The 17205-nt window shown below is 40.3% G+C and carries 12 protein-coding genes; 9 read left to right on the top strand and 3 right to left on the bottom strand.

Features of this window, described 5'->3' with window-relative positions; genetic code table 11:
• Positions 1-69 precede the first annotated feature (69 nt).
• The 4 genes from PL9214_RS25775 to PL9214_RS25765 are packed head-to-tail and all read left to right on the top strand — an operon-like array spanning position 70 to position 3346.
• On the top strand, positions 70-1767 hold the full coding sequence (locus PL9214_RS25775; protein ID WP_072722143.1) for a glycosyltransferase family 39 protein: 1698 nt from the start codon (positions 70-72) through the stop codon (positions 1765-1767).
• A gap of 42 nt (positions 1768-1809) precedes the next feature.
• Positions 1810-2559, top strand: coding sequence for a DUF8692 domain-containing protein (locus PL9214_RS25770; protein WP_072722142.1), 750 nt, complete (start codon positions 1810-1812; stop codon positions 2557-2559).
• 27 nt (positions 2560-2586) lie between these two features.
• Positions 2587-2727: a hypothetical protein gene (locus tag PL9214_RS31600; protein WP_186440458.1), complete on the top strand. Its 141-nt coding sequence runs from the start codon at positions 2587-2589 to the stop codon at positions 2725-2727.
• A 31-nt stretch (positions 2728-2758) separates the two neighbouring features.
• Positions 2759-3346, top strand: a complete 588-nt coding sequence (locus PL9214_RS25765) for a Uma2 family endonuclease (protein ID WP_072722141.1) — start codon at positions 2759-2761, stop codon at positions 3344-3346.
• Positions 3347-3350: 4 nt separating this feature from the next.
• Here PL9214_RS25765 and PL9214_RS25760 read toward each other — a convergent pair whose 3' ends face one another.
• Both PL9214_RS25760 and PL9214_RS25755 read right to left on the bottom strand, forming a co-directional pair.
• Positions 3351-3944, bottom strand: a complete 594-nt coding sequence (locus PL9214_RS25760; protein ID WP_072722140.1) for a TIGR04376 family protein — start codon at positions 3942-3944, stop codon at positions 3351-3353.
• Between the two features lie 129 nt (positions 3945-4073).
• Positions 4074-5246, bottom strand: coding sequence for a hypothetical protein (locus tag PL9214_RS25755; protein ID WP_072722139.1), 1173 nt, complete (start codon positions 5244-5246; stop codon positions 4074-4076).
• Between the two features lie 623 nt (positions 5247-5869).
• Here PL9214_RS25755 and cphA point away from each other — a divergent pair.
• The 5 genes from cphA to PL9214_RS25720 all read left to right on the top strand — a co-directional run bounded on the left by cphA (position 5870) and on the right by PL9214_RS25720 (position 16199).
• Entirely contained in the window at positions 5870-8452 is a 2583-nt protein-coding gene (gene cphA, locus PL9214_RS25750; protein ID WP_072722138.1) for a cyanophycin synthetase, read from the top strand.
• A 581-nt stretch (positions 8453-9033) separates the two neighbouring features.
• Positions 9034-13311: an EAL domain-containing protein gene (locus PL9214_RS25735; protein WP_083580190.1), complete on the top strand. Its 4278-nt coding sequence runs from the start codon at positions 9034-9036 to the stop codon at positions 13309-13311.
• Positions 13311-13586: a glutaredoxin family protein gene (locus PL9214_RS25730; RefSeq protein ID WP_072722347.1), complete on the top strand. Its 276-nt coding sequence runs from the start codon at positions 13311-13313 to the stop codon at positions 13584-13586. The genes PL9214_RS25735 and PL9214_RS25730 overlap by 1 nt, the downstream gene beginning before the upstream one ends.
• 95 nt (positions 13587-13681) lie before the next feature.
• The gene (locus tag PL9214_RS25725; RefSeq protein ID WP_072722137.1) at positions 13682-15187 is read left to right on the top strand and encodes a UDP-N-acetylmuramoyl-L-alanyl-D-glutamate--2,6-diaminopimelate ligase; all 1506 of its coding nucleotides are present in this window, start codon (positions 13682-13684) and stop codon (positions 15185-15187) included.
• A gap of 292 nt (positions 15188-15479) precedes the next feature.
• Positions 15480-16199: a cyclic di-GMP-binding domain-containing protein, MshE-related gene (locus tag PL9214_RS25720; protein ID WP_072722136.1), complete on the top strand. Its 720-nt coding sequence runs from the start codon at positions 15480-15482 to the stop codon at positions 16197-16199.
• A 113-nt stretch (positions 16200-16312) separates the two neighbouring features.
• On the opposite strand, the gene PL9214_RS25715 is transcribed toward PL9214_RS25720, so the two are convergent.
• Complete coding sequence (locus PL9214_RS25715) at positions 16313-17125, bottom strand: sulfite exporter TauE/SafE family protein (protein WP_072722135.1); 813 nt, start codon at positions 17123-17125, stop codon at positions 16313-16315.
• Positions 17126-17205 lie beyond the last annotated feature (80 nt).

Here is a 17205-nt window from a genome sequence, read left to right as displayed (position 1 = left end):
ATAGTCAGGAACAGAGAGAAAAGATGAATTATAATAATTATCTGCTTTCGTTAAGGATTGTTTTTAAGGATGAAAATTACTAATAACCGATGGTTTCATCCGGTTTTATTATTATTTTGGGTAGGACTGGGAATTTTATTGAGATTTATCAATTTAGGAGCTAAATCAGCATCGAGTATTGAAATTTCTACTTTAGTCTTTAGCTTGGGTCACGGACTGAAAATAATTCCTTTAGATCAAATAATTTCGGCGGATATTTTATTATCCCCTTTGCGGTTTGAAGCAACAACTCAACCGTCGGATGTGGTTTATCATTTGTTTAGTGAAAGTAATCACCCACCCTTATATTTTCTCTTGAATCATTTTTGGATGAAATGGTTTTCAACCGAGGGAGAATTTGTTTCTTTAACGGTAGCGCGATCGCTCAGTTCTATTTTAGGAGTTTTATCAATTCCGGCTATTTTTAGTTTAAGTTATTTTGCCTTCAGATCGTTGATTTTTGCTCAAATTACTGCTGCGTTAATGGCAGTTTCTCCTTATGGCATCTATTTATCGCAGGAAACCCGACATTATACTATAACTATACTCTGGATTATTGCATCTTTAGGCTATTTTGTCAAGGCGATCAGAAGTTTAGAGGGGGAAAAACCCTTATCTATTATTCAAGTAATCGGTTGGATTATGATTAATGGCTTAGGAATAGCCAGTCACTATTTTTTTATTGTGTTCTTGGGTGCAGAGGGGTTGGTTTTAGGGGAATTTTGGTTAAAGAATTGGCAAAATAAATTAGGCATTTTAAGAACAGCTTGGCTAAGAATTTATGGAATAATTTTAGGAACCTTTATCAGTGGGTTAGTTTGGATTCCCATTTTAAAAAGTATTCCCAATGATCAACTTACAGACTGGATTGAAACTGAATTTAAAGGCTTAGGATGGATAGAACCTTTATTTCGTTTACTCGCCTGGTTAATTACCCAGATCTTTTTATTACCCGTTGAAGGAACACCGACTATTATAACGGTAATTTCAGCCTTAATTTTATTAACAGTTTTAGTTGGGGTCAGTCCTGGAATTATTCAGGGAATTCGGTTCAATCTTACATCCTCTAATACTCAATTAGAAACTAAAATTTTTGGCGGTATTTTGTGTGGTATTCTGGTTTTGTTTTTGATTTTAATTTATGGGCTTCAAAAGGATGTCTCTCTGGCAGCCAGATATCAATTTGTTTACTTTCCTGTGTTTATTTTAATTGTAGGTTCTGCATTGGGTCGGATTTGGAAACAACCCGAAATCTTTAATCATTCTTGGGTTTCACTTCCGCCTATTTTGCAAGCTAATAGCCAAAAAATTGTGATTGTTACCTTAATTATGGGATGTGTTGGTGCATTAACCGTTGGGGGAAATTATGGGTTTCAAAAATCTCAACAATCCGATCATTTAGCTAGTTATATTATTAATGAAGCAAAAACACCTGTGATCATTGCCACCAGTCAACGAACCCATGCAGAAACTCGCGCTTTGATGGGATTAGGATTAGAATTCCAACGTCAGCAGGCTGAAAAATTACCCCAATTTCTGTTAGTCAAAAAAACAGATACTCCTTCGCCTGTGGTAGCAACCGTTTTAACTCAAGTTCAACGTCCCTTTGAATTTTGGAGGGTAAATTTAAAAGATAATACAGATTTTAGCCAATTTCGGTGTCAGGAAGATCCCCGCCCTCACCCTGATTTTAAGGGATATCGATATCAACGATATTATTGTCGATAGTTGGGTTATGATTTGAGTTTAACGCCAATAGGATGAGTTCAAATGCAGTTATATCTAACGCTTTCCCCCCTAAAATTAGCCAAACGTTTAACCATGGGAGTGGCATTTTTTACACTAACGAGTATTGCAGTTCAAATTGGTAAATTTGTCTTTAATTATCGAGAAGATTGGACAGCCATGTTCAATGTAGACCGAGAGATGAATTTACCCACTTGGTTTAGTACATTTATGTTAGCCTTTTGTGCTTGGTTATTGGGGGCGATCGCATCAGGGAAACAAGCGGAACTAGAACAACAAAAAACCTTAAATGATCCTGATGATAATACTCCGGTAAACTATCGTTATTTCCAACAGTGGAAATGGTTATCGATTATTTTTTGGTTATTAGCTTTTGATGAAATAGCTACGATTCATGAAATATTAATTATTCCTGATCTTGCGGATGCGTTAAAGTTACCTCCTTTTTTACATTCAATGTGGGTAATCCCAGGGACAATTGTAGTCGTTATTTTTCTAAAACAATATTGGAAATTTTGGTTATATCTTCCCCTAAAAACCCGCTATCATTTTGCTTTAGCTGCATCTTTATATATTGGAGGTGCGTTATTCATGGAAATGCTAGGGAGTTATATTACTGTTATAGAAAATCAACAAAATCCGATTTATGCAGGAATGGCAATTGTAGAAGAAATTATGGAAATGATGGGAGTGATTGTGTTCATGTATGGATTATTAGTTTATATTCGAGAATGGCAACAAAAAATTGATGTAGAGATTAAAATCCTGAGTTAACTGATAACTGATAACTGATAACTGATTATGTATATTCCGACTGAAGGAGAACCTGGTCAACAGATTATTACCGAGTTAGAAGCGTTATTTCAATGTTGGGTAGATGCTCAAGGATTTGTACATTTAATTGACTGTACAGATGTTTATTTAGCTGATGTTAATTTATAATAGAAGGATATTATATTATTAGGAAAATTGTATGGTTGTGCAAACTAAACCTCTCCTCTATTCTCCAGAGGATTATCTCAAACTAGAAGAAACCGCAGAATTTAAACATGAGTATCGAGATGGAGAAATTATTCCCATGACCGGAGGAACAACCAATCATAATCAAATTTTAGTTAATCTTTGCGCTCATTTATATTTTGCTTTAAGAAAACAAAATTATCGGGTATTTACTAGCGATGTTCGCCTATGGATTCCTGATTATCGGTTATATACCTATCCTGATTTAATGGTGATTCGGGGAGATGTAAGCTATCATGAAAATCGCACAGATACAGTTTTCAATCCCTTAGTCATTGTGGAAGTTTTATCAAAATCAACGGAAAATTATGATCGGGGAGATAAATTTAAGTTCTATCGGTCTATTCCTGAATTTCAAGAATATATTTTAATTGATCAATATCAATATTCGGTTGAACAATTTATTAAAACAGAAACGGGAAGATGGCAACTCAACTTTTATGAGTCGGCTGATTCTATTTTAACCTTAAGTACCGTTGAGTTTCAAATGAATTTAACTGATCTTTATGAACAAGTGAATTTTGAACAATTAGAGGAATAAAATTTTAACGTTTCATATTTCGTTTTAACTGGTCTAATTCATCATCCATTTCCCATTGTCTAAATTTCGATTCTAAAGAATCACCAGAGGAACTGGAACTGCTATAGGATGTACTTTGATTCCACCCTTGAGTTTCCCAAGGATTTTGAGCTTTTTGTTGAGCCTGGGATTTCACACGGTTGGCTTCCATTTCTGCGGCTTTGACTTTAACTTCTTTGTGGCGTTGTTGCACTTGATAATAGAGTTCTTTGGATTTTTGAATCCGTTCTTTCACGCCTTGCATTTGTCCCCAACGTTGATTTCCCTGACGCAGCAATGCAGCTTCTCGTTCTTGTGCTGCTGTCACTAAATCTAAGCGATTGGCGGCTTGTGCTTTTTTTACCCGTTCATGCCATTTTTGAATATCTTGAGCAATTTCTAAAATTTCTGCTTGCAGCTTTTTTTCTTCACGGTTCAACTCAGCAATTAACCGTAATGTATCCTCTTCTTGTTCCCGTAATTGTTCTTCTAACGCTTGTAATGCTAAATTAGGATTATCTTTAAGAAACTCCTCTAAACGAGTCTCTAAAAATTGACTAAAATCTTCAAATAAACCCATAATTAAAACTTAAATCTAAGGGGACAGGGGAAATAACTAACTGTTCATAAAAATTGAGCAATCTGCCTAGATTAGATCCCCCTAAATCCCCCTAAAACAGGGGGACTTTGACTGATCTACAGCGACGTTTTAGAACTGTTGTCCGACAAAAATAGTACGAACTTCCCCATTACGACGAATGACGGCTTCTTGGTTGGCAACTTCAACTAATGACCAACCACTCGCCCCAACGGTTTCACCCACATAGATGCGACGAGCGACACCATTAATTTCAAACAAAGCCGCCGAACGATCACCCAATTCCAAAATCCCTACTAAAGTATGGGTTATTGCGGGTGCTGGGTTAACGGCTGTAGGCTGTTCTGTGGGGGTTTGAGTCACCGCCGGAGGAGGTACAGGACTACTTTCGGGTACAGGTTGTTGAGTTTGGGGTGTAGGGGTAACCACTTCCAACGCTGGAGCAGGTTTGGCTTGAGCTTCCGGTTTGGGGGCTGGGGTGGTTGTTTTAGGCGCAGGTGCGGAGACAGAACCCGAATTCCGGCCACCGGGAACCGCAGTTGAGACAGGCGGCGCAGGTTGTTGTCCCTTGGCCAAAGTATTCATCACCTGTTGAGACAGAGAGGCCGTTTGATTCGACGCATCTTGAATAGCCCCCGCCACACGGTTAATCGCGGCGACGAGGTTATTAGTATCCATCACAGGAGCCGTCTGAGCAACGGGAGGAGTCCCAGGAACCGGAAGAGTCGGTAACGCTGTGTTAGGAACCGGAGGAGGTAACAGGGGCAACCCTAACGGAGTTTGTTGATTCTGTTGTTCAATATTGGTGAGCGATCGCTCAATATAATTGGAAAATTGAATATCCGCTTTGGTTTTGGTATCTAAAACAGGTTCCGGGGCTATAGCGACAGGTTCGGGGGCAAATAAACGCCCTAAACCGCCCCGGGTTGCTAACCATAATAATAAGGTAATCAATAATGATGAAAACGCGGCGATTAGCAAAATCCGATCCAGGGATGGAGAGGATTTTTCAGCACTGGCATCGCGTAATTTTTCAGCGTCTTCTTCCTCCTGCCGGGGCATTGGAGGCAGAATAATCTGAGGAACTTTAATTGATTTTAGAGAAACAAATTCCGGTGGTGCGGGTTCCTTGGGTAGCCGGGATTCTCCCTGCATCACACGTTCGACATCGGAAAAAATGTCGTCCATGAGTTCATCGGCATAAGCTTCTACCGAGATCGGTTCTTTGGCGATTGGCACTTCGGAGAATTCCAATCGGGTTTTACTCATCGTTTCTTGAGCCATTAATCGCTCCTCTCCCTGTAAATCGTTAACCTCGATTTATTGATGATACAGCTATATTATTGATATTTTTATATCATTCGTTGTGGCGAATCTGATCTCTATCTCAGAGAAACTTTATGCAAATTTTAGAATATCTGCTCAGTTTAAATACACATACCACACAATTTTAAATTTGTCAACTTCCCTTTGAGAGATGCCTGATGTTTAAGTTCTCCTTTCCGGGAAAATCATTTAGAAATCCATCATTTTCTTGTAGGCGATCGCTAAACCCTTGTCAATATTCGTTGATTTGCTTATACTATTGCCGAAGAAGAAAGGTTAAAATTAAGGGCATTCCCGGCAATTCAAGCTAGGATTCAATGTTTAATTAATCAAGCTAATTATATTTGTATTATTTTTTCAAATATCCGTAAAAAAATAATCCGATAGGCTTTAGCTACAGAATCTAATATTTTCCTTAAATTTTGGAAAAAATTACCCAATTTCTAGGGATTTACTACGCCCAGCTTCTGAAATTGTGGGATAATTTACCCTAAGCTGAAACCGTGAATTGGAGTTGCTGAAGATTCCCCCATGAAGAGGAACACAAATCACTAAATTCTAAAGTTTAGGAGGCAATGAGTATGAAAATTCTAAAAACCCAGACCTTATGCGGGCCGAACTATTGGAGTATTGATCACCATCACCTGATTATTATTCACCTCGATTTAGAAAAGGATAATCGCTACACCCATGAAATTCCAGACTTCTACGAAGGACTGCTGGAAATCTTCCCCCATTTCAACCAATCCAAATATCAAGATTTCATGACAAATGTAAAAACCGGAATCTTGATGAGTGATATCGTTCTACAAGTTGCTTTAGAATTGCAAACCTTAGCGGGAATGCCTGTGGAATTTGGTTGTACTCGTCCCAGTGCTCAAACCGAAGTCTACCGTGTTATTTTTCAATATAAAATCGCTGAAGCGGGACGCTATGCAGCCAGAGCCGCCGTGAGGTTATGTCATCGTTTAATTGATGATGGATATTATCGAAAAACAGAACTGCAACACGATTTACAAGACTTACAAGAAATTTTCCTAGACGCTCAACTCGGCCCAACAACGGAGGCTATTGTCCGAGAAGCGGAATCTCGTGGAATTCCTTGGAGAGAATTACCCGCCCGCCATGTGATTCAACTGGGTTATGGTAAACATCAACGACGAATTCAAGCGTCACAAACCGATGGCAGTAATATTTTAGCCATTGAATTTGCTTGCGATAAAGAAGGCACAAAAACCCTCTTAGACGCAGCCCGTTTACCCGTTCCCAAAGGCACGGTAATTAATAGCTTAGATGATTTAGAAAATGCTATTGATGAAATTGGAGGATTTCCCATTGTTTTAAAACCTCTCGATGGAAATCATGGTCGTGGTATTACTCTGGATATTCAAACTTGGCATGAAGCTGAAAATGCCTATCAAATGGCAAAAAATGAATCTAAAATCGGCAGTGTGATTGTTGAACGTTACTATAAAGGTAATGATTATCGCGTCTTAGTTGTCCAAGGAAAAGTTGTGGCAGTGGCTCAACGAGTTCCGGCTCATGTGATTGGAAATGGTCGTTCCACCTTAGTCGAATTAGTCGAAGACACCAACCGTGATCCTCGTCGCGGAATGGGTCACGAAAATATGTTAACTCGTATTGAAATAGATCGCCAAAGTATTGATATTTTAGATCAACAAGGTTATCGCTTAGAAAGTATTCCTAAATCGGGACAGATTTGCTATCTTAAAGCAACCGCAAATTTAAGTACCGGGGGTATTGCCATTGACCGTACCGATGAAATCCACCCGGAAAATATTTGGATTGCAGAACGGGCGGCTCAAATTATCGGTTTAGATATTGCTGGGATTGATATTACCGCCCCCGATATTAGTCGGCCGTTGCGGGAAGTGGATGGAGTGATTGTGGAAGTTAACGCCGCACCAGGGTTACGGATGCACATTCAACCCAATGAAGGCAAGCCCCGCAACGTCGCCGCCCCCATTGTGGATATGCTGTTTCCCCCCGGAACCTCCGCCCAGATTCCGATTACCGCCATTACCGGAACCAACGGTAAAACCACCACCACTCGTTTAACGGCCCATATTTTCAAACAAACTCAAAAAGTTGTGGGGTATACCACCACCGACGGGACTTATATTGGAGATTTTCTAGCCGAAGCGGGAGACAATACCGGGCCTGCTAGTGCCGCTTTAATTTTAAATGATCCGACGGTTGAAATTGCGGTATTAGAAGCCGCACGGGGGGGAATTCTCCGGTCTGGATTAGGGTTTAATCGTTGTGATGTGGGGGTGGTGTTGAATGTGTCTGAAGACCATTTAGGGTTACAGGATATTAACACCGTTGAAGAAATGGCAGACGTGAAAAGTGTTGTGGCAAAAGTAGCTCACAAGTATGCTGTGTTAAATGCCGATGACCCGTTAGTCGCCGCGATGGCATCACAGGTAAAAGCGAAAGTTGCTTATTTTTCCTTGCAAGCTGATAACCCGATTGTGAATGAACACGTTGCCCAAGGAGGCGTTGCTGCGATTTATGAATCCGGTTATTTATCCTTTTTAAAAGGAGAACAAATGATCCGCGTTGAACAAATGGCTAATGTTCCCCTAACGTTACGCGGGTTAGCCCCTTTTATGATTGCCAATGCCCTCGCGGCTAGTTTAGCGGCCTATCTCCAGGGAGTGACCATTGCCGAGATTAGTCAGGGGTTGCGGACGTTTGAGATGTCGGTGGAACAAACCCCCGGACGGATGAATTTAATTCCTTATCAGTCCTTCCATATTTTATTGGATTATGCCCACAATCGAGCTAGTTTCCAGGCGATTTTGGAGTTTGTTCGCAATTGGCCTGATGGTAAACGGATTGGGGTTGTTGGTGCACCGGGTGATCGCCGTCAAGAAGATTTTATCGAATTAGGACGATTAGCGGCGCAAATGTTCGAGCGCATTATTATTAAAGAAGATGAGGATAATCGCGGATGTCCACGGGGAGACGTGGCTAAATATATTCAGATTGGGGTTAAGAAAGAAAATCCTGATTTTGACTGTGAGATTATTCTCCAAGAAACAGCAGCCCTGGAAACAGCCTTCAAGGAAGCTTCTCCAGGTAGCTTGGTTGTGATTTTCCCCGAAAGCGTTAAACGAGTCCTGGCGTTACTTCAATAACAGCAGACACCAACAAAAAAGGGTGTAGGGAATTTAACTCGAAAATAATCACTTTATCCCTATTCCCTTAATATTTAATAACTTCAAATGTTTTGGATATTCTGTTCTTTATTTCCTCTTCTCTGTGGTGATCACAATTGCCATGGTTTAATCAGATTTGAAAAAAGAGCTACATGAGATCGTCTAAATTGATTTGTCTTAATGTAGAGAAAATCTTCCCAGCAGCTTGATCCTTCTGTAGAGAGATGCAATCCTTCTAAGATTTAAGTATGATCTTGATTGTAACACAAAAGTAACGAAACACCTCGATTTTCACCCTAAGATTTTTATCTTTAGAAAGAATTATCAGGGACAAGGGCATTAATTGAGCAAGCAATTTGGCTCTTGTAGTGACACTGCTGTTAAATCAAAGCCTAGATGTCCGTTAACTTTTTTTTAATTTTCGTTAAAAAAGTCAAAATTTAATGATGATAATCGTAGAATATATAGGGAGGAGCAGATAAAAACCCTTGGTGCATCGAATACTCTGCCAGTGAGCGATAACCACGAGTAATCGAACCAAAAATGCTGGAACCTAGTTGATGCTCAACAAACACGGGACACAGGGAGATCAAGAACAACTTTATCCCATTGCATCCATTGATCGCAGATGGGTCATGGATTCGGATGTGGAGGTTGCATTGCAAGACAGCCAAGCCCTAATACAAGTTATTGCAGAATTATTGCAAGTTCCCTTGGTAGTCAGTCGGATGACTGATGGCCGAATTTATTATTACAATTCTTGCTTTCAAAACACCTTTGGATTTCTGATCGGCGAACCTTTAAATTTTACTGATTCCGACATCTTTGCTAATCTCACGGATCGAGAAATCCTGCTGGAAACACTGCGAAAAAAAAATTCTATTCAACAACAACCCCTACAAGTCAAGGGGGCGGATGGAGTGCTTTACTGGACAATGATCTCCATGCGGTTATTGACGCTTAATGGGGAATCATTGATTGTATCCACCTACTCGAATTTAATTCCGAATCCCTCCCATCATCCCCTACCGTCACGCCCCATCCCCAGTTTTGACCATTGGCAAGACGGGGTAATTTTAATTAATGCAGAAGACCAGATTATTGAGTGGAATACCACAGCCACACAGATGTTTGGTTATGACAAATCTCAAGTTTTGGGTAAAACCCTAGAAGCCTTAAATTTTCCCCTGTTTCATCATCTGGTTACTGACCTCTGCGCTCAAAATCATTGCTATAACTGTTCCGGCTGTACCCGTGACCTGCCCTGGCAACGCCAAGATGGAACATTAAGCCAGTGTCGGACAACCATTTTACCCCTCCGCAATGAATTTGGCCAGTTAACAACCCTGTTAATCAACGTTCAGGAAATCTTTGAAGAAATTCCAGCCCTTCCGATTGAACATCAACTCTTAGCCACTTTACAATCCAAGATTAGTCAGCAGGCGACCGTTGCTTACCTGGGTCAACAAGCTCTGATTCAGTCCGACCTGAGTGTCTTGATGAATGAAGTGGTTTCTGCCGTCGTCAAAACCCTGGATTTAGAATATTGTAAACTCTTGGAACTCATGCCCGGTGGCCATGCGTTTTGGTTGCGGGCGGGCGTCGGTTGGCAACGGGGACTGGTGGGGAATGCCCGCGTCAGTGCCCATGTCACCTCTCAAGCGGGGTATACCTTATTCAAAAATGAACCTGTAATTGTGGATGATTTGCGGGTAGAAACTCGATTTTCCGGCAGTCCCCTGCTGCATAATCATCGAATTATTAGCGGGATGAGTGTGGTGATTTCCCGTTGGGGCCAAGACTCAACAGTCAGCCCAGAACAATTACAGTTTCCAGTATCCATGACCTGGGGGGTTTTAAGTGTCCATAGCCATAACCCTCGTCAGTTTACCCCAGAAGATGTTCATTTTTTGGAAGCCATTGCCAATGTGTTAGCCGCGGCCATTGAACGCCATCGGGCCGAAGAACGGTTACATTTAATGGAACGGGCGATTGATAGTAGTAGTAATGGAATTGTGATTACCGATGCGACTCAACCGGATAATCCAATTATTTTTGTTAATTCTGGGTTTGAGCAAATTACCGGATACAGCCGAGAAGAAGTTTTAGGAAAAAATTGCCGATTTTTACAAGGGAATGATCCCAACAAGCCAGAAGTTGAAGCCATTCGCCGAGGGATTTTAGAAGGAACAGAATGTCATGTAGAATTGCGGAATTATCGAAAAGATGGGACGTTTTTTTGGAATGAACTTTCCATCGCTCCGGTGTATAGTTCTAAAGGGCATTTGACCCATTTTATTGGCATCCAAGCAGACATAACTAAACGCAAACAATCTGAACAAGATTTAGTTTCAAAATCCCAAGCTTTAGCTCAGTTTAGTTCCCATCTCAAACATTTACATCGGATTACCACCTATAACCATCAAAATTTGAATGAACTCTTTCGGGATTATCTTCAGGCAGGTTGTGAAATCTTTCAACTGTCTATGGGTTTTATTAGCCGAATAGAAAACAATCAGATTATTATCGATACGGTTCATTCAGATTTAGATTTAATTCAACCGGGTAGTATCATCCCTTTAGAAGAAAGTTACTGTAAGCAAGTGATTCAGACCCAGGCGACCCAAGTTCATACCCAGATGGGGCAAAATTCTCAGTTCAATCAACTTGAAAGCTATCAAAGATTTCATTTAGAAACCTGTTTAGGAACACCCTTATGGGTTAATGGCAAAATTTATGGCACATTGGGGTTTGCTTGTTTAGAAGCCAAAACCATTACTTATGAATCCCATGAACTGGAAATTTTAGAATTAATGGCTCAAAGTATTGGTCGATTTATTGCCGCAAACCAAACCGAACAACAACGAGCAAAAGCGGAGTTAGCTTTGCGAGAAAGCGAAGAACGCTATCGCCGTTTAGTCGAATTGTCTCCCGAAACCATTGCCATTCATAATGGAGAACAATTGGTTTATATTAATATGGCTGGAGCCAAACTTTTAGGAGCCAATCGTCCTCAAGATTTAATCGGTCGTTCTATTTTTGATTTTCTTCCTCCTGATTATTTGAATTTAATTCAGGCTCAAATTCAAGACCCAATCAACAGACAGCAACCTCTGGATTTAATAGAACAAAAATTAACTCGGTTAACCGGAGAAGTGATTGATGTCGAAATTGTAGGAATTCCAGCAACTTATCAAGGTCAATTGGCGATTCAAATTATTATTCGGGATATTACCGAACGAAAACGATTTGAAGCTCAACTGATGTATGAAGCTTTACATGATGCCCTGACTCAACTTCCAAATCGTAGCTTTTTTAATGAACGTTTAGCCCAAGCCTTAAAACGATCTCGAAAAGAACCAAATTATCAGTTTGCCGTTTTATTTTTGGATTTAGATCGGTTTAAAGTTGTAAATGATAGTTTAGGACATTTGATTGGAGATCAACTCTTAATTGAAATTGCCCACCGCCTTCTCTACTGTGTTAACGCGGTTGATACCGTTGCTCGTTTAGGGGGAGATGAATTCACAATTTTGATTCATCAGATTCAAAGTATTAGCGATGCGACGAGAATGGCGGAGAGAATTCATGATGAATTAACCCAGCCGTTTTATATCCAAGGACATGAGATTTTTACTACTGTAAGTATTGGAATTGTTCCCAGCCGAGGTTATTATCAACAATTGGAAAATGATAGTGAATCTTATCAGTGTTTATTGTATAATAATCCTGAAGATTTTTTACGAGATGCAGATATTGCGATGTATCGGGCAAAAGCAAAAGGTAAAGCTCGATATGAAGTATTTGACTTAACAATTCATAGTCAAGCCATGTCAATGTTGCAGCTTGAAACGGATTTAAGACAGGCGATTTATGGGCGAATGCGAATCGGAACTTCCCCACGTTCAGAATCCTTAACGCCTTCAGAAAATCCTCATTCCAAGGTCTTACAAACGACAGAACATTTATTAGAATCTTTCCCTACTCAACCCATAAATCTCAAGGGTTTTAAAGTTTATTATCAACCGATTGTTTCTTTATCTACGGGTAAAATTACAGGATTTGAAGCTTTAGTGCGTTGGTTTCATCCGAAACGAGGTTTAGTCTCACCTGCGGAGTTTATTCCAGTTGCAGAAGAAACAGGATTAATTATTCCATTAGGAGCTTGGGTTTTACGCGAAGCTTGTCATCAACTGCGAGTTTGGCAAGAACAATTAGCTCAAAAATTAACAGGTTTTCATACGGCTTTAACAGTTCAATCTCATGGCAAAAAACATCATCTGGAGGCTAACATTTATCCGTTAACAATGAGTGTCAATTTATCGAGTAAACAGCTTTGTCAACCCAACCTTTTAGAACAAATCGATCAAATTCTAGCAGAAACAGATTGTAATCCCAGTGATTTAAAGCTAGAAATTACTGAAAGTGTGATTATGGAAAATTTAGCCACCTCATTTATTATTCTAGCCCAATTAAAATCTCGCAAAATTCATTTATCCATTGATGATTTCGGAACAGGGTATTCCTCCTTAAGTTATTTACATCAATTCCCGTTAAATAGCTTAAAAATCGACCGCTCATTTGTTAATCGTTTAGATCTAAAAACGAGTCCCTTTAGTGGAAAAACCAGCCAACCTTTACAAATCGTGAAGGCTATTATTTCTTTAGCTCAAAATTTAGAATTAGATGTGGTTGCTGAAGGTATAGAAACTCGTGAACAACGAAAAATTTTACATCAATTAGGCTGTCCCTTTGGACAAGGCTATCTGTTCGCTAAACCCTTAGAAGCTGAACAGGCAACACAACTCTTATTAGCAGAGGTCAAAGGTATCGTATGATCACACTGATTTTATACAGTAAACCGGGCTGCCATTTGTGCGAAGGCTTACAAGAAAAATTAGAAAAAATTCAAGCATCCTCCCAAAAGTTAGGAGAATTTCAATTAGAAATTCGAGATATTACGACCCGAGAAGATTGGTTTCAAACCTATCAATATGAAATTCCTGTGCTGTTTAAATCCAGTGATGTGGATAGCACAGAACAGCGTATCCCTCGCCCCTCACCCCGGATGTCGGTCATACAGCTAGAACAACTCTTACAAAAATATTGGTAAGTGGGTGGAACAGGCATCTTGCCTGTTTCACATAGCCAGCTTCCCCCTGATATGATGCAAAATAAAATGAGTCCAGTCGTGAGGATTGCTAACAGATGAAGCTCAAAGAGTTACTGGCAAAAGCAGGAATATCAACACCCTTTCAGTCTCACCCCGCTTTAGAGGAAGAAATTAAGGGGTTAACAACCAACTCCATCGCTTCTGGGCCGGGAGATTTATTCTTAGGAATGCCCGGAACCCGTGTGGATGGGGGAGAATTTTGGCCTAGTGCCATCGCCTCTGGTGCAGTAGCTGCCTTCATCTCCGAAACCGCCGCCGAGAAAACCCAAGACCGCATCGCCGTCGAACATCCCTGCATTATTCCCACCCCGGATATGACCCAAACCTGCGCCCAAATTGCAGCAGCGTTTTATGATTATCCAGCAGAAAAATTACAATTGGTAGGGGTGACAGGAACCAATGGGAAAACCACCACCACCCATTTAATTGAATATCTCCTCAGCAATACTAACCATCCAACGGCCTTACTGGGAACCCTTTACGCCCGTTGGCCCGGATTTCAAGAAACAGCAACCCATACCACGCCTTTCTCCGTTGAACTTCAGGAACAACTGGCTGATGCGGTGGCGGCGGGTTGTGAATTGGGGGTGATGGAAGTCAGTTCCCATGCGTTAGACCAGGGGCGGGTTCTTGGTTGTCCTTTTCAAGTGGCGGTGTTTACCAATTTAACTCAAGATCATTTGGACTACCACCCCACCATGGAAGATTATTTTGCAGCCAAAGCCTTATTATTTAGTCCCCAATATCTTAAAGGTCGGGCGATTATTAATGCGGATGACTCCTATGGCCAACGGTTAATCGCTCAGTTGGGAAATCAAGCTTGGAGTTATAGTACCCACGACTCAACCGCCGATTTATGGGCGGATCAACTGTGTTATGAACCTACAGGGGTTAAGGGGGTTCTCCATACTCCCCAAGGAGAGGCGGCATTTTATTTACCGTTGGTCGGTCAATATAATTTATCGAATTTGTTAGCCGCTTTGGGGGCGGGGTTAAGTTTGGGCTTAGATTTAACCACCTTGGTCGAAAAAATTGCCGAGTTTCCCGGCGTTCCCGGTCGTATGGAACGGGTGCAAATTAGCCCTAATCAAAATATTAGCGTGATTGTGGATTATGCCCATACCCCTGATAGTTTAGAAAATTTATTGAAGGCGTCCCGTCCGTTTATTCCAGGTCGGATGATTTGTGTGTTTGGTTGTGGGGGCGATCGCGATCGCACCAAACGCCCACAAATGGGGAAAATTGCCGCAGAATTAGCGGATGTGGCCGTTGTCACCTCAGATAATCCCCGCACCGAAGATCCTGAGCGGATTTTGCAAGATGTTTTAGCCGGAATTCCCGACAATATTAAGCCCATTGTCATTGCTGATCGGGCTAAAGCCATTCATCAAGCCATTTTGGATGCTCAACCGGGAGATGGCGTTTTAATTGCGGGAAAAGGTCACGAAGATTATCAAATTTTGGGAACCGAAAAAATTCATTTTGATGACCGAGAACAAGCCCGTGAAGCCTTAGCCCATCGTCTCCCTAACCCAATTTAGACCCTGAAACTGTCTTTTTTAGAGGGTTGAGGTTGAAGCGTTCGTCTAGTCTTCCCCTCAACTCTCTTTTTTTGTTCAAAGATTTTACTAAACTTTTACAAAAAAACTCAATAAAGTATTCAAATCTTAACACAACACTTGATAAGATAAGATGGAGAACCGTTTAAAATAAGGTTCTAATTACAAATTAAACTGTCAATTTTCCACTAGAGTTCATTGACTAACTCATTTGACCAGAGATTGTATTTTTGATTTAAAGCACTACTACCACTGACTAAGAAGAGAGAGTCTAATGGAAATATTAATTGCCTATTACACAGTAGGAGTTTTAGCTTCGTTTTCGGTGTGCTTTAAAGCATTCGTCGAGGATTCAACAACACCCTTAACGGATCAAAGTTCGTGGGGCGTTTTAGCATTAACATCGGTGTTTTGGCCGATTACAATCCCAATTTCTTGGCTAGAATTAGTCACGAAATCACAAATGTCAATTGTATCCTCTTCTAATAATGGGTTCACTAATTCTTTCTATGACTATCAACCCCAAATGGTCAGGGTGAAACCGTCTCCGTCCCTAGATGTTCAACCTTTATCTAAAACCGTTAATTCCAATCAACCGCGATTTTTACCCCTGGGTTATTTACTCCGTCAAGCGGGGTTAATTACAGAATTTCAAATTAAAGGTGCTTTAAAAGCACAAAAAACCCATCTCAATCATCTACGCTTAGGAGAAATTTTAGTTGATCAAGGCTTGATTGAACCCGAAACTATTAAGTTTTTCGTAGAAGATTTACTGAATCTATATCAAAATCCCCATAAGAAACCGTTAAGTGAATATTTAAAATTAGCTAAACTGTTAGATGATCAACAAATTGAGGAGATTCTCGCTGAAAAACCCCAAACCAATCTTCAATTCGGTACATTAGCGGTACAAAAAGGATGGGTAAAGCAAGACACGATTAATTTAGTATTGCACTATCTGGGAGATCAATCTCAAAAGGCTATACAAGCTTAAAGAATTAAGGTTTTGTAGAGAAATTTGAGGGGTTTCCTATAACGATATACCCAATTTTGATAGCTTGGTACTCTCATTTTTAATTCCCCTGTAGAAAGAGACTCTGAAAGCTATTAGGGTTGCATCCAGGCTTGTCTAAAGATATAAACAGAGAGAATAACTAAGAAAATTCTAAACATTAAACTAACCGTTTTATCCGATAATTTGGGCAAAAACCGGGTGCTAATTTGCGCTCCTAATAATCCCCCTAATCCTAATATAATGCCTTGAATCCATAAAACATTTCCTTGAATAGCGTGTCCAGCACAAGCAGAAATAGCTGTAATGATAATTACTCCTAGACTGGTTTGAATTGCAACTTTAATGGTTTCTCCTAATAAAACAATTTGCAAAGGAACCATAATAATTCCACCCCCCACTCCAAATAACCCAGCTAGAATTCCCGCAGTCCCTCCCGTTAAAATTCGAGCAAATACTGGATTAAAGAGGATATTTTGATTAGAAGAAATAGCAGAATCAGAAACTTGTTGTTCTTCTTGTTGTTTTTTATGGGCTGTTATTTGTTGACGCACTTCTACTAAATAAACATTTAATAACAATAAACATCCAAATAAAAATAATAATAATCGGGAGGAAACTAATTCTGCCAAAAATACCCCTATTTGTGCGGTTAATATAGCCGGAAATCCAATACCAATCACACGATTGAAACTGAGATATCCCATGCGCCAATTTTGTACACTCCCCGAAATTGCGGTAATCACAATTGATAAACTACTGGTAGCAACGGCTTCAACTGGGGTATATCCTAACGCTACCAATAAGGGGACTAAAACTGTCCCCCCGCCAATCCCTAAAAAGCCTGCTAAAATGCCAGCAATGAGTCCCGCCGTCGCCAAAATAATTAATTCAATAGTGCTACGCATGATTGGTGTTTGACAATGAGTAAAACCTGAAACCCTTTCACTTCTTACTGTTCCCTGTTCCCTGTTCCCTGTTCCCTCTT

This window comes from Planktothrix tepida PCC 9214 (assembly GCF_900009145.1).
GTDB lineage: Bacteria > Cyanobacteriota > Cyanobacteriia > Cyanobacteriales > Microcoleaceae > Planktothrix > Planktothrix tepida.
This window is presented reverse-complemented; position numbering and strand designations above follow the sequence as displayed.